This is a genomic window from Pseudomonadota bacterium, from assembly GCA_039033415.1.
Classification (GTDB): Bacteria; Pseudomonadota; Gammaproteobacteria; order Xanthomonadales; family SZUA-38; genus JANQOZ01.
In genome coordinates, this window is the sequence record JBCCCR010000045.1 from 1 (window position 1) to 19,507 (window position 19,507).

General features: G+C 62.7%; 11 protein-coding genes and 1 tRNA gene. 3 read left to right on the forward strand and 9 right to left on the reverse strand.

The genetic code is table 11. From position 1 onward, the window contains the following. Nucleotides 1-124: 124 nt before the first annotated feature. The 7 genes from AAF358_25200 to AAF358_25230 all read right to left on the reverse strand — a co-directional run bounded on the left by AAF358_25200 (nt 125) and on the right by AAF358_25230 (nt 5,505). Nucleotides 125-211, reverse strand: a tRNA-Leu gene (locus AAF358_25200). Nucleotides 212-519: 308 nt separating this feature from the next. Continuing rightward, a complete protein-coding gene (locus tag AAF358_25205; protein ID MEM7708871.1) occupies nt 520-873 on the reverse strand; it encodes a hypothetical protein in 354 nt (117 codons plus the stop codon). Then, complete coding sequence (locus tag AAF358_25210) at nt 866-2,377, reverse strand: ATP-binding protein (GenBank protein MEM7708872.1); 1,512 nt, start codon at nt 2,375-2,377, stop codon at nt 866-868. Before AAF358_25210 ends, AAF358_25205 begins: the two co-directional genes overlap by 8 nt. Next, nucleotides 2,374-2,889 (reverse strand): Rab family GTPase, encoded by a 516-nt coding sequence (locus tag AAF358_25215; protein ID MEM7708873.1) that lies wholly within the window; start codon nt 2,887-2,889, stop codon nt 2,374-2,376. The genes AAF358_25210 and AAF358_25215 overlap by 4 nt, the downstream gene beginning before the upstream one ends. Next, on the reverse strand, nt 2,876-4,243 hold the full coding sequence (locus AAF358_25220) for a hypothetical protein (GenBank protein ID MEM7708874.1): 1,368 nt from the start codon (nt 4,241-4,243) through the stop codon (nt 2,876-2,878). Before AAF358_25220 ends, AAF358_25215 begins: the two co-directional genes overlap by 14 nt. Before the next feature lie 6 nt (nt 4,244-4,249). Then, a complete protein-coding gene (locus tag AAF358_25225) occupies nt 4,250-4,789 on the reverse strand; it encodes a hypothetical protein (GenBank protein MEM7708875.1) in 540 nt (179 codons plus the stop codon). 35 nt (nt 4,790-4,824) lie between these two features. Further along, nucleotides 4,825-5,505: a response regulator transcription factor gene (locus AAF358_25230; protein ID MEM7708876.1), complete on the reverse strand. Its 681-nt coding sequence runs from the start codon at nt 5,503-5,505 to the stop codon at nt 4,825-4,827. 461 nt (nt 5,506-5,966) lie between these two features. Here AAF358_25230 and AAF358_25235 point away from each other — a divergent pair, with 461 nt between their 5' ends. The 3 genes from AAF358_25235 to AAF358_25245 all read left to right on the forward strand — a co-directional run bounded on the left by AAF358_25235 (nt 5,967) and on the right by AAF358_25245 (nt 17,111). Next, nucleotides 5,967-7,061 carry an outer membrane beta-barrel protein gene (locus tag AAF358_25235; GenBank protein MEM7708877.1) on the forward strand — a complete coding sequence of 365 codons (1,095 nt, stop codon included), beginning with the start codon at nt 5,967-5,969 and terminating at the stop codon, nt 7,059-7,061. A 34-nt stretch (nt 7,062-7,095) separates the two neighbouring features. Continuing rightward, nucleotides 7,096-16,485 carry an SdrD B-like domain-containing protein gene (locus AAF358_25240; protein ID MEM7708878.1) on the forward strand — a complete coding sequence of 3,130 codons (9,390 nt, stop codon included), beginning with the start codon at nt 7,096-7,098 and terminating at the stop codon, nt 16,483-16,485. Nucleotides 16,486-16,598: 113 nt separating this feature from the next. Continuing rightward, the gene (locus tag AAF358_25245) at nt 16,599-17,111 is read left to right on the forward strand and encodes a GyrI-like domain-containing protein (GenBank protein ID MEM7708879.1); all 513 of its coding nucleotides are present in this window, start codon (nt 16,599-16,601) and stop codon (nt 17,109-17,111) included. A gap of 15 nt (nt 17,112-17,126) precedes the next feature. On the opposite strand, the gene AAF358_25250 is transcribed toward AAF358_25245, so the two are convergent. Together AAF358_25250 and AAF358_25255 are read right to left on the reverse strand one after the other, a co-directional pair. Then, nucleotides 17,127-18,233 carry an aminotransferase class V-fold PLP-dependent enzyme gene (locus AAF358_25250; protein MEM7708880.1) on the reverse strand — a complete coding sequence of 369 codons (1,107 nt, stop codon included), beginning with the start codon at nt 18,231-18,233 and terminating at the stop codon, nt 17,127-17,129. Then, nucleotides 18,230-19,474 carry a monodechloroaminopyrrolnitrin synthase PrnB family protein gene (locus AAF358_25255; protein ID MEM7708881.1) on the reverse strand — a complete coding sequence of 415 codons (1,245 nt, stop codon included), beginning with the start codon at nt 19,472-19,474 and terminating at the stop codon, nt 18,230-18,232. The genes AAF358_25250 and AAF358_25255 overlap by 4 nt, the downstream gene beginning before the upstream one ends. Nucleotides 19,475-19,507: the final 33 nt, after the last annotated feature.

Consider the following 19,507-nt stretch of genomic DNA (forward strand, 5'->3'; position numbering starts at 1 on the left):
AAAGATTGGAATGGTTCGAAATGAGCCCAGAGGCAGCGCTTGCGTGTGTAGATGAAGCCATCACGCAGCATTTACGCATTCATGGATCTAAGCCATTGATTGAAAAGCGTTATCCGCCGAAAAATGGTGCCCAGGAGAGGACTTGAACCTCCACGGGGTTGCCCCCACTGGCACCTGAAGCCAGCGCGTCTACCAATTCCGCCACCTGGGCAGGCTTCCGGCCCGGTCGGGCCAGCGGAGGCGGGACTTTATCGACCTCGGTGGTGATTGTCAATGCGACGTTGGGCAGGCTTGTGGCGGGGCCGGGACAAGGCAGCGAGCGGTCCTGAACACGCTGGCGCCGAATATTGCGCGCGACGAAAGATTAAGGTGAGGTCAACGATCCGCCCGCTCAGATCCGGGGCCGTTTGGACAGACCGCGACCTCGGGGCGGAGTATAGGTTTCGTGAAGATGTGGGGCCCGGAAAGACCACGGTTGTTTACACTCTGAACCGGAAAACCGCGTACGGTTTTTCCAGGCTAAAGAAACCGACCCGGGTAGCGCATCAGCTGAAGCACGCGGTGCATGCGGTGGCGGGTCTCTGCCGGTAGCCCTCGGGCAGGCCGTTCCTCGAGCAGCTGATCCAGTTCGCCCTGCAGCGCGTCGAACTCCTCGAATAGATCCTTCAGCTCAAACAGGCCGGCGCTGCCGCGTAGCTGGTGAACTTCGGTGCGAAGCATCCTCAGTGCCTCCCGATCCGGCGGGTCAGCCAGACACTGATCCTGCCATTGCTCCATCTGGTCTGCCCGGCTGGCAAAGGTATCGACGAACTGGGCCTTCAAGCGCACGATATGCGCAGCGGTTGCCGGCTTTAGATCGCGCCGGCTACTCACGCGGTAGGCCGGTCAAAGCCTGCTGAATTGTGCTCGCCAGCGCCACCAGTTCGAATGGCTTGGCGATGAAACCCTGGCATCCGGCCTGGCGCGTGCGGCGAGCGACGTCTTCGCCGGTCGCCGCCGACATGGCGAGCACGGGCAGCTCCGGCGCTCGACTCTTTAGGGCGCTGACCACTTCAAGCCCGTCGCTGCCGTAGAGATCCAGATCCACCAACGCTAGGTCTGGAAGGCGCTGCTGGCTGATCACGCTCGTAACCTCCGCCAGACTGGCTCGGCAGTCCACCTCATGCCCCGCGTCAGCCAGCGCCAGGCTCAGCACCGCGCGAATGTTGCTGTCGTCGTCGACAACCAGGATTCGCGCCTGGGTGCTCGCCACAGTTTTGGCCCGCGCGATGGGTGGTCGTGCCGGCAGCGGCAGCTCGAGCGTGAAACACGACCCTTCCCCGGGTGTGCTGCTGACCGTCAGCGTGCCGTCCATCGCCTCCGCAAGCTGTCGACTGATGGCCAGTCCAAGCCCGGCACCGGGGCGGCCAGCGGCGCCGGCACCGCGCTCAAAGGGCACAAAAATTCGCTCGAGCTCAGCCGGTGTGATGCCGCTGCCGCTGTCGGTAACCGAGACCTGCAGCCGCTGCCCGGAGACCCGCCAGGACAGCTCAATACCGCCGGTTTCCGTGTGACGCACCGCATTGGTCAGCAGGTTGATCAGAATCTGTCGGCAGCGCACCGGATCGAGGACAAGGTCCAGCGCCGCCGCGGCTGGCGCGTTTAAGGTCAGCTCCAGGTGCTTGGCGGCCGCCAGCGGATGCATCTGCCGGACGATTCCGGAGAAAAGCACCCCGGCATCGGTGGTCTCCCGATTGATCACCACCTCGCCACTCTCAGCAGCGCCGTGTTCAAGCAGATTGTCGATCAACGACAACAGATAGAGCGCCGACTCCCGGATACCTGACAGCGCCTGTTCGGGCCCGGCAACACCCTGCTGCATCAGCTCGGTGAAACCCATGACGGCAGTCAGCGGAGACCGAAACTCATGAGACATGCCCGCGATAAAACGGCTCTTGGCGGTGCTGGCCGTCTCGGCCTCCGCCCGAGCCTGCTCCAGCGCCTCAGTGAGCTTTTCGAGACGCCGATTCAATAGCTGGATCTCATGCGCCTGCTGCTGGACATTCTGGGTTACCGCATGGCTCGCGCTCGCGTCGATCAGCAGCACCTCGTAGCCAGCCTCAGCGGCAAAAACGTGAACATCGACGATCTGCCTGGAGTCCAGGTTTACGACCGGAAATGAGACTGGCGCAACGCCTTCCGCGCCCACCAGGCAGGGCAGAATTTCCGGGAGGTCGACGCCGGGCTCCGCGCCAGCCAGTAGCTGCGCCCCGAGGCTGCGCTGCACGCAAAGCGCTTGATCCGTTTCGATCCACTGCGGCGCCTGCGTGGCAGTCAGGACGTCAAAAACCCGTTCCCGTATGTTGTCCGGCAAGTGAATCTGGGCCAGCGCGTTCACGACGACGGGTCCGATTCCACCGCCAGCCGGGCGGCCAAAGCCAGCACGGCCGTTTCCACGTTGAAACCCGTTTTAGCGCTGGTGGTATGGACGTTCCAGCCGTCTTCGGCGAGTTCTGTGAGGGCCATGTCGTCGATTTCCCGCTCCTGGGCGAGGTCCGATTTATTTGCGAGCAAACACCATGGCACCGGTCCGAACTGCGCCGCAACTTCGGTTTTTAATTTGGTTGCAGTTGTTAACGTCTCGCGTCGGGTCAGGTCACAAACCAAAATAAATCCAGCTGATCCCCGCACGTAGCTGGTCTGGAGCGCGCTGAGCTCATCAGCGCCAGCCACATCCCACAACACCAGTTTGATCGGACCGGAGTCCTGGAGATGAACCGTCTTGGTGTCGATCTTGACACCCACAGTGGTGAGATAGCGTTCCGAAAATGCCTCGTCGACAAAACGACGCACCAGGCTGGTTTTTCCTACGGCAAAATCGCCAAGAATGCAGACCTTAACGCTCTTCATCAGCGGCTTCCGGGCTGACGGGTCCATCGTCAATCTGCGTCAAACCGCTGATTTCAACCGGCACATTGATGCGTGCAAACTCCAGGTGTGCAGCCAGCTGGCGATACCAATACCGGTCCGCGCCGCCTGACACAACGATTGAGCCTCCCTGAAGGTCAACGGCCACGCCCGGCGGCAGCGGCGCCAGTGCCCGGACAAATCGCCGCAGCTCAATCTGCGGCTCGGCGGAGACAAACGGCGTGACCGAAAGCAGCACCTCACCGTCCGCGTAACCTGCACCGCGAACCAGTTCCGACGGGCTGTCAGCCAGCGGGTCAGCCAGCAGCTTCAGCTCCGGCGGCTGCCGGTCCAGCAGCCCTTCTACCCACACCACGCCGGGGACGGTCGCGATGGTTGCCTCTAACGCCAACCATTGCTGCTTTGCTTCCTGGGCGCGATAGATCCAGTGGCCCGCCGCTCCGAGGCCGGCGAGCAGGAGGAGGAGCAGGATGGGTCCGGCGATTCGCGGCGGGCGGCGCTTGGCCTCCTGCTGATCCTGCGCGCTGAACGCCAGCAGTTTCTCGAGCTTCGCGATCAGCGGTGCCGGGGGCTCTTCGTTGCCGCTGAACTCGTGTAGATAAGTCCCGTGGTCCTGGTGAATCACGGCCAGGTGGTCGCGTAGAGTGATCCGTAGCGTCAGCGGCGGCTGACCCTCCAGCACCAGCGCCAGCCGAGCGTGTGGTCCGGTCAGCACCCACAACACCCGGTCGCCCAGCTCGGCGCTAGACAGCTCACCTTCCTCCTCTCCGGTCGAGTCGGCGACAAAGTCCTCAATGGCTGTGAGCATGGCCGCGACCGCATCACGATCCATCCCGGGGCTGTCGGTCAATTCACCGACCCGGCAGACCAGCAGACCGTTCTCCTTGCTGATCAGCAGCGCCTCGGCAACGCGGTAGGTCATGGTATGGCGCAGGACAACCTCGCGGAACGGTACGCCCGTGCGCCAGGCCTCGAGACGCCAGCGAAGGTTACGCAAACTAAAACCGTCCGCCAGACTCTGATTCAAGCCCTCCAGCGCCGCTCGCAGCGTTTCCGCAATGGATCTACGGATCGCCGGACCCATCACAGGGAACAGGATCTCTACCAGGCTATGGGGGTTTTCGGTGACCGATTCGTGGAGCGCCTTGGACACGGGCTCACGCAGCGCTTCGGCCATGTCGTCGTCGTGACTGCGCTGGCGGATGGCGTCCGGTAAAACCTCCGCCACATCCGGCATCCGCTGCTGAGATTCGGCAACCCGTCTGCCCTGCTCTCGCATCGCCGCCTGGTCGGCTTCGATGCCCAGCAGCTCACGCAGACGATGAACGTTGGACATGGGCTGTTACCGGCGGCGTTTTCGAGGTGCCTTCGGCGGGGCGTCCAGCGTGCTGGCAACCGTCCCGAGCAGCTTGGCAAGTTCCTTGCGGCTGATGTTTTGTGCGGTTAGCTGGCTGTTGAGATCCTCGAGAGCCTTACCCTGGGCGGCACCCTGGTCACCCAGCTGGCTTTCCAGCGATGCGGTCATCTCATTGAGTGACTGATTGAGGGCATCGAGCTGTTCGTTGGTCTGAGACTCCACGCTGGCAAGCTGCTCACCGGCCTCCCTGGCCTGGTTTTGCAGCAGCGCATCGAGCGACTCGTCGCCATCGCGTCGCTCAGCCTGCTCCGCCTCGAGCATCTGCTTGAGCTCAGTTAGCGACTTGTCGAGCTCATCGAGTCGCTTGTTGAAAGCATCGGAGACTTTCTTGAGACTCTGCTCCAGCTTGCGTTCCACGCCGCGAAAGCGCTGCTCATAGTCTTTGATATGAGCGCCAAAAATGATCTCGCGGATCTGGTCGACGTTATCCGCAGTAGCCTCCTCTTCGGGTGCTTTCTTTGCCATTGCTTTTTCCCTGAAACCCAACGCTGACCAGCATTCTACACGCGCTGAAGCCGATATCCCTGCTGGTAGACGCTGCGCAGCTCCCAGCCCTCGTCCGGCGTCCACCCCAACTTCTTGCGAAGGCGGCTGGCGTGGGTGTCTACGGTGCGGGTTTCCACGGACGTACTCAGTCCCCATACTTCAAACATGATGCGTTCGCGCGTAACCACCGCGTTGAGGTTTTCCACCAGCGCCACCGCCATCTGAAACTCACGACGGGTCAGCTTGATCGGCTTGCCGGCCACGGTGGCTTTCTCGCTGCGTCGATCAAATTCATACTCGCCCTCGCGCAGCAGCCAGTGCGGCGTGGGCTCCGCCGTTCGCCGGATCAGCGCGTTGGTGCGGGCGATCAGCACGCTCCGGTCAAACGGTTTTGTGAGGTAATCGTCAGCGCCGCTGTCGAGCGCTTCCACCAGGTCGGCGTTGCTGTCCCGACCGGTCAGAAATAGCACCGGCAAAGTTGCCTGCTGACTCTCGCGCAGCCATTTCAATACGCCGAGACCCTGCACGTCGGGGAGTTCCCAGTCCAAGATAGCGAGCTGATAGTCGCGATGCAGAAAACCTTTGACGAAGTCTTTTGACGTGGCAAACAGGTCCGTTTCAAAGCCGGCATCCTGAAGCCATGCTTTGACCAGTTCGCCCTGGTGCTCATCGTCTTCCAGATACGCTATCAACATGGACCGATGGGAGTTAGGAAATAAGACCCTATGTTAGCGCACGCTCGAGTAGAAACCGTAGCCCCTCCAACTGGAAGCGTCGCAGAAAGCTGTAAACAAATGTGTTCAGTGTTTGTTCGCTCAAGGCCTGCTGCGTAGTCTCGATAGTCGCAAAAGGCGCCAGATCGAAAGCCCGGTAACCGGTTTCTGCGCATCGTCCAGTGCCTCCCCCTATGGTAGGCGATGCACCCTGTCCGGGTCAGATCTGGTGCCTTTTGTCGCAGTCACGCCGCCGCTGATCAGCGCTTTTGTGACACCCGGTAAACCTTTACCTAAGCCGTGCTCCGTGCACTCCCCTCTGACCAACCTTTTCTATAAGGTGCGCAGCAGCTCAATCACCGCTTTGATACATGCAACGTCAATGGTTCTGTGCAGGACTCTTGCTACTGATCGGCTCCCTGGGTCATACCCAGGAGGCCGGTGTGAGTGTGGGCCGTCTTCAGCTTTATCCGACGTTTGGCGCTGCCCTTGGCTATGACGACAACGTTACGCTTTCCAATGACGGTCCGATCAGCAGCCGCTACCTGCTCCTGGAGCCCGGCGTCCGGGCCGAGCTGACCGGGCGCCGATCTCGGCTGCGTGCGCAGTACCGCCTGTCTGACGGCGACTTTGCCGACTCGGACCGGGACGACTTCACCGATCAGTTTTTCGACCTGGGCTGGGGTTATCAAGCCAGCGTTCGGTCCGAATGGCAGATCGACGCGCGCTGGCATGAGGCGCACGATCGGCGAGGTGAAGCGCTGCGCGAGAACTTTGACGATACGCTGGACCGGGATGTTGACGAGTATCGGGATCACGGCCTCGGCGTCACCTACCGCTACGGCGCATCGGGTGCGCGCGGACGCCTCGCCGTGTTTGCGGACCTTGCCGACCGGCGCTATCTAAACAATCGGGATTTCACTCGGGAAGGCGACTTTGAGCAGTCACGCATCGGCGGCGAGTTCAGCTGGCGAACCGGCGCCCGAACCACCGCGCTGGTTCAGGCCAGCCGCAGCGACATCGACTACGACGTCAACATCCGCGACAGCGTGCAGCGACAGCTGGCCCTCGGGCTCCGGTGGGACGGGGCGCCAACGAGTGATGCACGACTTTTGGTCGGGCGGCTTGAGCGATCCGCGCAGCTCGGCGGTCAGGCTGATTTCCAGGGTCTGTTTTGGGAAGCCGCAGCGTCCTGGCGGCCCCTTGAGCGCAGCGAGTTCACGCTGCTAACCGGTCGCGCCACCGACGAAGCTTTCGGCGGCGCCAGCTTCCTGGTCCGCGAGCGGCACTCACTGGGTTGGCGTCATCAGTGGCGAAGCCGGCTCAGCAGCAGCCTCGACCTGTCGTGGGCGGAAGAGGATCTAAGGCCAAACCAGCGTGCTGACGATATTCAGCAGGTGGGCCTGAGCGTAGACTACACATTCCGTCGCTGGATGCTGGTCGGACTCGGCTGGCGTCACGTCGAGCGCCGCTCCAGCAGCGACCGCTTCGACTACCGGCGCAATGAGGTGCTGCTGTCGATGCAGGTGAGCCTGTAGCGCAGGAATGTTGAGCATGATCGGAAAACGCCCAATGAGCATAAGAACCGATTCGGGGTACAACAACCCGCTGAGCCGCAGGCTCGCCGGTGCCGCGGCGCTGCTGGCTGCGCTTTCGGTGAGCGCCGTGGAAATTCCGCCGCCGGGTGATCCGTTCTTTATCCAGACCAACTCATCGGATGCAGCGATCGGGCTCGGCGACTGGTATACCGCGGACACCAACGGTGTGGGCGGCGGATTTCACTATGTGGGGATCTACGTGCCGTGCGGCTGGCCCACCGATCAGGAGATCCACATCGACCTGTTCAGCCCGGAGATGAATTCGGCCAATCCGGATCTGGATGAGGTCAACAGCGGCGGCCCGGGCACCACAACCTTCGAACTGTTCGACGTGGGCGCCGTGGTGGTCAGCCCCGCAACGCCGGCGCCGGGCGCACCCGGCTCACTCCTATCCATCGACTATCCGCCGTCAGCACCACCCGAGCAGTGGGTACGCGCCTTTACGCTGGGTGACGATGCTGGCACGACCGCACCAATCAGCTGCGGTCAGTACGTGCTGCGCATCGCCTCCACCAATGACGATCAGAACGCCTGGCGGCTTCGGGTCGGTTTCGATAACGACACGAACCCCAATAACCCGTTCCCGGCAAACTGGGACGACTTTGACGGCATCCCAGGAACGGACGACGAGCTGCTGGTAGGCCTTTACCAGTATTCGTTCCAGCAGGACTCCGGCGGCGTTCAGTGCAATACGCTTTACGAGTTTGTGCCGGAAAACTCTGCCTGCCCCAACTCACCGCCCACGCCGCCGGACAGCAACATCTGCTTCAACAACTTTGACATGGATGGCAACACGCGGGTGCGCTACTACCCGCCGCTGACGCCGCTCGATCCAAACGGGCTAATCGGTGGTCTACCGGGCACGCTATCGCCCAACGGCCAGTGGAATGGCGGCAGCCAGACCGAACGCGGCGGCGACCTGATCACCAACCCGCAGGTCGGCTGGTGGGGCATTGTGTCCTGCCTGAGCAGCAATAATCAGCTCGCCCAGGACGCTCAGGAGAACGTGCCTCAGTTCAACCAGATCCCGCCGATCCCGGTCATCGAGCTGACGAAAGACGACGGCCGGGTGGTGGCCGGCGAGGGCGATACGCTCACCTACACCATTCGTTTTGAAAACATCTCTGATGACGATCTGCTGCCCGGTGCGGCTCGCAACCTGACCCTGACGGACACGCTGCCGTCGGAGGTGAGCTACGTGTCCTGCGCGATCGATGCCCCGTTTTCCGGCACCTGCAGCGAAACGGGCGGCGTGGTGACCTTCGACATCACCGAAACGGTTCTCGCCGGCGAAGTGGGGACCGTCACCCTGACCACCACCATTAACGGGGGTGCTACCTTCCCGTTCACCAACACCATCGTCGCCACCTACACCGACAGCTGGGAGGTCGGCAGCTATACCGCTCGGGATGATGAGACCACCTTCAGCGCGACGCCGCTGTCGCTGGACAAGACGGTCGATACCCCCCTGGCGGCCGTCGGCGACACGGTCAACTACACCTATACCATCACCAACATCTCGCCTGATCCCGTCGTGCTGGTCGACCTGGTGGACGACAAGATTGGGACCTTCGAGTTTTCCGAGCAGTTTCCTCAGGCGGTTGCGCTTTACGATTTTTCTGAAGGCCCCGACCCGGCCGTCGTGCGCGATACTTCCGGTTTCCTGAGCGCGCTGGATCTGACCGTAGAAGGTTCATCGATCATCTATGAGCTCGACCCTGCGCGAATTGATATCGATACGCCAAACCGGCTTTCCAACTCGCTCGACAGCAGCAAGATCATCACCGAGTGTCAGGCCGAGGGGCAGTTCGCTCTGGAAGCGTGGGTGCAGCCGGTTGGAGTCGTGCAGGGTGGGCCGGCCCGAATTATTCATTCGTCGCTGGATGCGGCCAACATCAATTTCAGTCTGTACCAGGACAACGACCAGTACGGCTTTTTTATTCGCACTCCCACCAATACGGACCCGACCGCGGACGTGGTGCTCACAACCGCCGCCAGCTCGGTCAGCACCGACCTCACCCACCTGCTGGTGGTCGTCGAAGCAGGCGGCGACGCGACGCTGTATCAAGACGGCGCGGTCGCCGCCAGCGCAAACGTCGGGGCGACGGGCAATTTCAGCAGTTGGAACGGCACGTGGGATTTTGGCATCGGCAACCAGTTCTCCGCCGCCGCCGGCAGCTCCGCGGAAGATTGGCAGGGGCAGCTTTATAAAAGCGCGGTTTACTGCGATGAGATCCGCCCGCAGGATGCGGCCAACCTGTTCAACCTCGGCAGCGAGAGTGACCCCAGCGGCAATCGTCTGCTTGAGCCCGGTGAGCAGGTGATTGTGACCGCGCCCTACGTCATCACGACCGCTGACTTTCCCGGTCCGGTGGTTAACCTGGCTGAGGTCAACGGCCTTACTGCCGGCAACCAGGCCTTTACGGTGTCGGATACCGAGTCGGTGGACATCGACAGCCAGCAGCTGGCACTCACCAAAGTTTCTGACGCCGGCAGCGAAGTGGCGCCAGGCCAGATCATCACCTATACCCTGACGTTGACCAACACGGACACGATAACCCACACCGGCATCACCATCGTTGATCCGCTGCCTCCGGGCACAAGCTATGTCTCGCAAAGCACCGTGGTTCAGGGTCGACGCGAGCTCATCATCGACTATCGCGACGATTTCAACGACACCCCGGTGACGTACAGCGGCAGCAGCGGCGCCACACCCTGGACCAGCAGCTGGATCGAACTGGATGATGGCGGCAATGACGGTCCGGCTGCCGGTGACGTGTTTATCAGCGGCGGAGAGCTCCAGTTCGATCGCCCGAACTCCGCCAACACGGGCGCTTTCGACACGCTGCAGCGAGCGGTTGATCTGACCGGCGCCAGCAGCGCCAGCCTGACGTTCTCGTTTGACTTTGACGGTGCCACCGAAGCCTGTGCCGGTGGATTTGGTGCTGATGACTGCCTGTTCGCTGAGGCCTCTGACGACGGCAGCAGCTGGACCACGCTGATCACCCTGAGCGGCGATCCGGACAACAACAACGGCACGCGCACAGTAGCGATACCCGCCGGCCTGATCGGCGCTGACACCCAAATCCGTTTCCGCGCACTGGGCTTCCGCGGCGGCGATGAAAACGTCACCGTCGACAACGTGATTGTTGATGCTTCGAGCTCGGGCCCGGTCACGCTGGACAACGTGCCGGGCGGCGGCAACGACCTGGATGATGGCGTCCCCGCGGATCTCGTCACCACAGCCGACAGCCTGATCCTCAACCCGGGCGAGTCGATGACCGTCACCTTCCAGGTTCAGGTCGACGACCCGCTCAACTCCAACATTATTGCGATTCGCAACCTCGCCTCCGCAGACACCGATCAGGGGGAACCCACCGTTGCTGAGGTGCTCGACCCGGTGCGGCCTTTCGGGGGTCAGATCGGCGATTCGGTTTGGCTGGATATCGATGGTGATGGAATCTTCGACCTGGGCGAAGCGGGCCTTGCCAACGTCACGGTGCAGCTGATCGACACCAGCGATGGTTCGGTGATCGCGATCACCCGGACCGATCTCACGGGCCGCTATCTCTTTCCTAACCTGGCCGCCGGCAGCTATGAGGTCGCCGTGGTTGAGTCCACCCTGCCGGCAGGGCTGGTTGCCGGTCCGGGCAACAGCAACCCCGCCGGAGTTTTCACCGTCGCCGGCGTTGAACGCTTCGACAACGCCGACTTTGGCTACGTGCCCACCATCAACACGGCGCTGATCGGCGACAGCGTGTTCGCTGACGCTGACGGTGACGGCGTGCAGGACCCCGGTGAAGCCGGGTACGCTGGCGTGACCGTCGAGCTGCGCGACGCGCTGACCGGCGCAGTGGTGGCCACGACCACCACCGGTCCGGACGGCCGCTACCTGTTTAGCGGTCTACCGCCTGATACCTATGTGGTGACGGTGACCGATACGGTTGGGGTGCTCGGCGCGGCCGGCAGCACGACGGGCGGCAACGAGTCGCCGCCGATCACGGTGACGCCCGGCGATATCGTGACGGACGCCGACTTTGGGTACCTTGATCCGTTCGCTTTTGCCATCGAGGATGAGATCTGGTTTGACGCTGACGGCAACGGCCTGCGTACCAGCAACGAGTCCGGCATCGCCGGCGTCAGCGTCAATCTCGTGGATGCGGGCGGCAACGTGGTTGCCACCACCATCAGCGGCTCCGACGGATCGGTCAGCTTCAGCGGCCTGCCCAACGGCAGCTATCAGCTCGAGCTGGCGGATACGCAGGGCGTGCTCTCCGGCTTCGGCGGGACCACCGCTGCCGCGGTGAGTCGCGCGACCTCGGCAACAATCAACAACGCCAACGTCAGCGCTACCAGCTTCGGCTTCAACCTGCCGGGACTCATCGGCAATGAAGTCTTTTCTGACGCGAACGGTAACGGTGTACTCGATCCCGGTGAGGTTCTCATTCCCGGCGTCGACCTGTCGCTGTTTGTCGACGACGGCGACGGCGTGTTCGACAGCGCGATAGACACGCTGGTGAACACGGCGCAGACCGACAGCGGCGGTATCTATGGCTATCGCGGCCTGGCCTTCTCCCGCTATTTTGTGTCGCTCGACCTGAGCCAATCCGTCCTGGCGGGCGCGACCCTCACCACGGGTGACTCCCAGACCGGCGGCAACGCCACGGGTGCCCAGATCGACGTCCTGTTGAGCGGCGGCAACGGCGGCGTGCTCACGGCAGATTTTGGTTTCCTCAACGCGGCCCTGCCGGACATCAGCGGCAACGTTTTTGAGGACCTGGATCGCGACGGCGTGGACGACGGGGCAGCGGAAACCGGCTTTAGCGGCGTCACGGTCGAGCTGTTCGCCGCCGGGCCGGACGGCGTTCTTGGCAGTGCCGACGACCTGGTCGTGGCCACCGCGGTCACCGACGGCGCGGGCGATTATCAGTTCACCGACGTACCTCCGGGCGACTATCGATTGGAGGTAACGGATCGCGCCCAGGTGCTGACTGACTTCGGCCTGACCAGCGGCCTCGACCGGGTGCAGATCACCGTGGCCGGCGACGACATCGAGGACCTCGATTTTGGCTATGCGCGCGCCTTTGGTGACGCCAGCCTTGGAGATCTGGTTTGGCTGGACGCCAACGGTAACGGCATCAACGAGGCGGGCGAAGCAGGCCTGGCCGGCGTGACGCTGAACCTGTTCGACGCCGGCCCTGACGGCGTCATCGGGGGCGGCGACGATGTGCTCATCGCCAGCACCGTCACCGACCAGCTCGGCGGCTTCGATTTCAAGAACCTGCCGGCCGGCCGGTACTTTGTTGACGTCGACCAATCAACCGTTCCGCCGGGGCTTACGCTGAGCCCGGGCCTGACCGACCCAAGCGCGGTCGTCGCGCTGGGCGCGGGCGACAATATTGATACGCTGGACTTTGGCTATCGACCGGACGTTGGCACCGCCCTCGTCGGCGATCAAATCTGGATCGACGCCAACGGCAACGGCGAGTTTGACCTCGGGGAAGCCGGCCTTCCCGGTGTCACCGTCAGCCTGATCGGCGCCGGACCGGACGGGCAGCTCGGCACGGGTGACGACCTGGCGCAGAGCACGGTCTCCGGCCCGGACGGCAGCTACTCCTTCGCGGGCCTGCCGCCGGACAACTACGCCGTAACGGTGGACACCGCAACGCTTCCGCCCGGCTTTAACCCGACGCCCAGCAACGCCCAGGAAACCTACCAGCTCACCGCCGAGGCTGATACCGCCTACCTGCTGCTCGACTGGGGCTTCGTGCCCACCGTTGGCCTTGCCTCCCTTGGCGACACGGCGTTCATCGACAACAACGGCAACGGCGTCCAGGATGGTGACGAAAGCGGTCTCGGCGGCCTGTCGATCGATCTGCTGGGGCCGGGCCCTGACGGTGTCTTCGGCAGCGCCGACGATGAGGTCCTGGCCTCCACGATTACCGACGGCCAGGGCAACTATGATTTCACCGGCCTGAACCCGGGCGACTATCAGGTCCGGCTGACCGATACGGCCGGCGTGTTGACCGGCCTCAACCCGACAACCGCCAACCCGGGAACCATCACACTGAGCGCCGGACAGGACTTCGACGACGCCGACTTCGGCTTCTTCCCGGCGTCCAGCCTCGGTTCGGTCGGCGACCTCGTGTTTCACGATGTAAACGGCGATGGTGTTCGCCAGCCGTCCGAATCCGGCATCGAGTCCGTGCTCGTTGAGCTGTGGCTGGACGTCAACGATGACGGCGTGATCACGCCGGGGATCGACAACCTGATCCGCAGCGTTCGCACCGACGTCAACGGGGAGTATGAGTTCGGTGGCGTGGCGCCGGAGGATTATCTGGTCCGGCTGGCGCCCCAGAACTTCCAGTCGGGTGGCGTGCTTGAGGACACCACGAACACGGCTGGCACCCCTGGTGTCAACAACAACGCCCAGGCTGATCCCCTGCCCCTGACCATCGACAGCGGAAACTTAAACCCGGTCTTTGCGGACTTCGGCGTCAACGCGCCGGCCAGCTTCAGCCTGGCCGGAACGGTCTTTGAAGACATCAGCAACGACGGGGTTGATCAGCCGGGCGAGCCAGACGTTGGCGGCGTGGCGGTGCTGCTGTTTCGCGACCTCGACGGTGACGGCGTCCTCGATCCGTCAGACCCGGTGTTCGGCAGCACGGTGACCGACGCTGGCGGGGATTATCTGTTCGACAACCTGCCGCCCGGTGACTACCTCGTCGCAACCGATGTCCTGGGCACACGCCTGGACGGCTTCTTCCAGACAACACAGACCCTCACCAGCGGCGTCCAGCCGGTTACGGGCAGCGCTACGGACGTCATCACCGGGCTCGATTTCGGTTTCTTCAACGGCGGCATCACCACCACACCGGTGACGCTGTCCTACTTTGAAGCGGTTGAGACCAAAGAAGGGGTGCAGCTCCGCTGGGCCACCGCCACCGAGTCGGGCAACGTGGGCTTCGCCGTGCATGCCCGAGGAGCAGACGGCGCGCTGAAGCGTCAGGCGCCGGTGATTCCCTCAAAGGTTGTGGATTCAACCCGCTGGCAGTCTTACGAGCTGCAGCTGACCGGACACGCCGTCGACAAACTCTGGCTCAGCGACATCGATACGCGCGGTGTGGAGACGCTGCATGGTCCGTTTGAGCTGGGCCAGGTCTATGGTGCTGATCGTCCGCCCTCGCCGATCGACTGGCGAGCCATTCGCGCGCAAAACGACGCCACGCTGCAGAAGCGCAGCGCGCGCAAAGGGGCAGCAGCCAGCCGCGTCATGGACGTCAGCGTTGCGGCAAGCGGCATCACCCGGATCACCGCCAGCGAGCTGGCGGCCGCCGGCATGGACCTGACCGGCGTAACGGGTGTGGAGCTTGCGCTCAGCATCAACGGCCAGCCGGTGCCGGCTAGGGTCAGCGATAGTGGACCATTCAGCGGCGACGCGTTTGTCGAGTTTTTGGCTGAGGCTCGCGACAGCCTCTACGGCAGCGAAAACGTCTACCGGTTGGCGGTCGATCAGGCTACGGCCGCGCGGGTGGCGGTCAACAGAGCTGTACCCTCGGCGCTCGATCCGGATGCCGTCGAGCGCGCGACGCTGACGCTGGCGGAAAACAACCAGTACAGCTTTGGCTCGCCGACCGACGACCCCTGGTTTATCCGCGAACTGCTGGCGTTCACCAGCCCGGTAGAGGCGGATTTTGCGCTGGAGCTGACCGGCTACGAGGGCGGCAGCGCAAATCTAACCGTCGACTTCTGGGGTGTCACCGATCTGCCCCAAAACCCGGACCATCACGTGCAGGTTCTGGTCAACGGCGTGCTGGTGGGCGAGCAGTTTCTGGATGGTCTGACCGCCGGTCAGATCAGCGCCAGTATCTCGGCCGCAAACCTGGTTGTCGGCACCAATACCGTGACCGTGCGACTGCCGGCTGACACCGGGGCCCAGTTCGATCTGGTGAACCTCGAGTCGATCTCGCTGGCCTTCGATCGTGCACCCATGATCACCGGCGGTGCCGGCGAGATCACCGTGCCCGCCGGCGGCGACGTCCCGGCGCCAAACCCCGATACGCTGTTTGCCAGCTCGTTTGAGACGATCCCCGGGGCAGCGTTCTCCATCGCCGGGCTGAGCGCTGATGAAGCGGTGGCGTATGCTTTGGTCAACGGCCAGCCGGTTTACCTTGAAAACGCCGCAGCCGTGCCAGACGGCGCCGGCTTCGCTCTACAGATTCCCGCGCTGCCCGGTGCTCAGTCGATTCGGGTCAGCCAGCTCGACACTCTGGTGCCATCAACCCTGAGCCCGGCCGTGGAGGCCACCGATCTGCTCGCCGGCACCGCCGACTATCTGATGATCGCCCACCCGGTGTTCCTCGATGGGATCGAAACCCTCGCGGACTTCCATCGCGGGCGTGGCCTGACCGTCAAGGTGGTCAGTGTCGACGAGGTATACAGCCAATACAGCCGGGGACAGCTCGACGCGGCAGCGGTCGACGCGTACATCGCGGACGCCGTACCGGCCCTGGGCCTGCAATATGTGCTGCTTGTCGGCGGTGATTCCTACGATTATCACAACTACCTGGGTCTCGGTTCGCTGAGCTTTGTCCCGTCGCTCTACGGCCAGGTGCACCCGGTGGTGCGCTACGCGCCGCTAGACGCGCTCTATGCAGACGTCGACGGCGACGAGGTGCCGGACGTGGCGCTGGGTCGGTTCCCGGTGCGTACCGAGCAGGAGCTTTCCTGGATGATCGACAAGACCATCCAGTACACGGGCAAAGCCTATGACCGCCAGGCGATCTTCGCCGCAGACGAGGCCGAGCCGCTGACGCCCTTCGGCGCGATCAGCGACGACGTAATCGACAGCCTGCTGACCGACTGGACCGTGTCCCAGACTTACCTGGACAACGTGACGCCCGCCCAGGCCACCATCGACATCCAGGCCGCCATCAACAGCGGTGTCGCTTTGACCAACTATTTCGGTCACTCCGGCTTCACCGAATGGGGCCGCACGAACCGGCTGCTGACCTCTGACGACGTTGACCTGCTGACCAACGCCGGATTGCCTACGGTCGTGAACCAGTGGGGCTGCTGGAACGCCTACTACGTGTCACCTTTCGCCGACACGCTGGCGCATCGCTTCCTGGTCGGCGGCAACTACGGCGCCGCTGCAATCCTGGGTCCGGTGTCACTGACACGGCTGTCCTCGGAGCAGCTGCTGAGCAACCTCAGCTTCGCGGAGCTGGTCACGCCCGGCTTCTCAGTCGGCAACGCGATCACTGCCGGCAAGCAGGTACTGTCGCAGTCCCACCCGGACCGGGAAGACGTTGTGCTGGGCTACACGCTGCTGGGAGATCCCGCGCTTCGCATTATCGACTAAGGAAGTCTGGTCGCCGCGGTCACGCGAGCTCCTGTTCAGCCCCTCGATCTCTGTCTTAGGTTTGCCAGGGTTATACTGGCAGGCCCACTTACTCAGCGTGACAGGAGGGCGTTATGGCTGAAACCATCGAAGTCATCGAACGTGAGGCCCAGCCCGTGCTGGTTGTTCACTCCACGGCTTCCGTGTTCAAGATTGCGAAGACGCTGGCCAACAGCTTTGACCAGGTCACCACCCAGATCCGCGTCAGCGGGGCAGAAAGCGTTGGTGCACCTTTTGCGCGCTATTCAGGAATCGACTGGGCGGACGTCACCAGCAAAGGTGTGCTAGGTCAGATCTGGCAGATGCTGACAGAAAAAATGAACATTTCTGCGGGTATGCCGGTAGCGGGCGGCGCTGAGGGCAAAGGTGCCGTTGAAGCGATAGAGCTGCCCGCCGGGCGTTACCTCAGGACCTTCCACGTTGGCCCCTATCAAAAAGTCGGAAACACCTACAAAAAGCTGGTTGCCTGGGCCGCGGAGCAGAATCTGACAATGGATAGCTGGAGCTTCGAGTCATACGTCGATGATCCGACGACCAAGCCGATGGCGGAAGTTCGAACCGAGGTTTTTGTCGCGCTAAAAGACTGAGCCCGGCGGGGCCAGTCAAGGCAAACAGTCGATAATCCGATAGATGTCCGCTTCGGTGTTGTACAGGTGGGGCGACAGGCGCAGGCCTTCTTTGCGCATGTCGTAGAAAACTCCCGCCTCGCTCAGCCGGGCCGCAAATGCCTCCTGCTGTTTGCCGTAATTGAGCACGACGCTACCACCGCGGTTTTTTGAGTCCAGCGGCGACACCTGAAACTCGTCCGGCACTGCCCGGCATAGCTGTTCGGTCAGCTCCCGGTTGTGCGCCTCGATCTTCCTGAGCCCCAGGTCCAGGAGCGCTTTGATCGAGTGGGCCGCCGTGATGCAGGGGGCTACGCTGGGTGTACCGCCCCAGAATCGCGTTGCGTCCTCCGCGTATTCGAAGTGATTGATGTCGAACTCGAACGGATCCTGGTGGGAAAACCAGCCGACGTCGCGCGGCTCACAGCGTTTGATGCGATCCGGATGAACCCAAAGGAATCCGGCACCGGAACCGCCGCAGAGCCATTTGAGGCAAGAGCCGGCAATAAAGTCCGCGTTCCAGGCATTCGCATCCACCGGTCGAACGCCAATCGACTGGGCCACATCAACAACGCTGATGACACCCTGCTGACGCGCCAGGTTGGCGAGCGTTGCGATGTCGTGACACTCGCTGGTATTGGAGTGCACGTGAGTCAGCAATACGCAGTGAACCTGGTCATCGAGGTAACGTTCCCAGACCTGTGGGTCGAGCGTATTTTCCGTGCGCGGGACCATGCTTAGCTCGAAGCCCATGCGCTGCGCGACGGAAAAAACAAAGCCCAGCGATGGGAACGCCCGTTCGGCAATGAGCAGCGTGCGCCGCCCTTGGCTCGCGGGCAGGGCTCCCAGCACCTGGCTTAGGCCGGCAGAAACGTTTGGCTGTGGACAAACCGATGACGCGTGGGTATTCATGACCTGAGCAAGGAGCCCACGAAAGTCCAGGACCTGCTCGAGCCAGACCGGCCACACCCGTTCGTTGGCTACGGTCCACGGGTCAAGCAGGTTGGCGGCCAAATGGTTTTGGAGCGTCACCGGCGGCAGTCCCGCCGAATGGTTCAGCATGTAGCCGCGCGCGGGCGGCCACGCGGACAAGTCAACACTCACGACATCGTTGCCGCAGGATCAGCGGGATCCGCCGAGGCCTCCTCGGGGTCGGCGGCGGCAGACGCTGCAATGCCGAGCGCGCTTCGGATCTTTGCCAGATCTCGATACCGGCTCGCAATGTCGTCCCTCGGCGCGGCTGTGCGCAGGTCCTTCAGCTTTTCGAGAGCCCGCATCAGCACCTCGAGCGGCGGACCGCTGGCGGTAATGTGCTTCAAGTGCTGCTCTGGCAGCGACTCCGACGGACGCTGGATAAACCGATGCACCAGCTGGTTGTGGTGCTGTGAAGCGGTCTTGCCGTGAGCCTCGCAAACCTCCAGCAACAGCCTGGCGTTGTGTTCAAAATCTCGCCCTCGATCACTTTCGTCAAGCGCCGACAGCGTCTGATCCAGCAGACTGCGGCGACGCATGCAGTCCCGGAGTCGAGCCTGATCTTCTGGCATCATGTAGAGAAATTTGTCGACCAGCAGCTGTGAGTAGGAGGGGTCTTCCGCCTGGCATAAACCGAGCAGCAGATCGATTTCGTTGATACCGGCAAAGTCGCCGGCGTTGGCGCCCCGATACTCGCTGCGACCTACCCGATAAGGCTTGTAGTAGGGCCGTACGGAATAGAAGAAACGGTCGGTGTCGAGCTGCGCAAACAGCTTCTCGTTATAGTGCGCGACGTCCGTCAACGCGTCCTTGGCTGCCTTCAGCAAATCCCCCGTGACCGGGTGCGTGATACCGAGCGGAACCGTCCGAACCAGGGCGTCGGCCGCGCGCTTGTAAGCGAAGATGCCGCGTGTGTTGTAGTCGAGAAATAGAAACTCGTCTTTGAGGCTGGTGAAGCTCCGGTACTGACCGTTCACGGCCATGTTGTGGGTCGAGAGGTGACTGGTGGCGAAACGTGGCGCAACGCCCAGCGAAGCACCGATGTGCATGGCCAGCCCCGAGGCCTCAACCAGCGGCGAGGTGGTCTCCCGCGAGGGCTCCGTCAGCTCGTGCCGCCGGCAGGCGCCCATATACAGACCGACGTTGCCCAGGAGCTCGAAGGCCGGCTCAAAGCCCTCGTCGGTATTGCCCTCGCGATGGAGCTGGGCGATCAGCGCCCGCCCTTCATCGTGCAGCGTCTGCCGAAGATCGTGCCCCGCCTGAGACAGGTCCGACCGATCTTCCTGCGCAAAATAGAGCTCTTCCAGCTCGGTATTGAGCTGGATAAAGCTGCTGCGGATCCATCGATCGAAACTCCGGGCATTAGCGCTCATCGTGGCGGGTCCTGAGTACGGTGACCCGCCATG

Bases quoted from the DNA above. Each gene is read 5' to 3' on its own strand.
- AAF358_25215 (MEM7708873.1), bottom strand. From the start codon at position 2,889: ATGAAGAGCGTTAAGGTCTGCATTCTTGGCGATTTTGCCGTAGGAAAA.
- AAF358_25220 (MEM7708874.1), bottom strand. From the start codon at position 4,243: ATGTCCAACGTTCATCGTCTGCGTGAGCTGCTGGGCATCGAAGCCGAC.
- AAF358_25225 (MEM7708875.1), bottom strand. From the start codon at position 4,789: ATGGCAAAGAAAGCACCCGAAGAGGAGGCTACTGCGGATAACGTCGAC.
- AAF358_25230 (MEM7708876.1), bottom strand. From the start codon at position 5,505: ATGTTGATAGCGTATCTGGAAGACGATGAGCACCAGGGCGAACTGGTC.
- AAF358_25240 (MEM7708878.1), top strand. From the start codon at position 7,096: ATGAGCATAAGAACCGATTCGGGGTACAACAACCCGCTGAGCCGCAGG.
- AAF358_25245 (MEM7708879.1), top strand. From the start codon at position 16,599: ATGGCTGAAACCATCGAAGTCATCGAACGTGAGGCCCAGCCCGTGCTG.
- AAF358_25255 (MEM7708881.1), bottom strand. From the start codon at position 19,474: ATGAGCGCTAATGCCCGGAGTTTCGATCGATGGATCCGCAGCAGCTTT.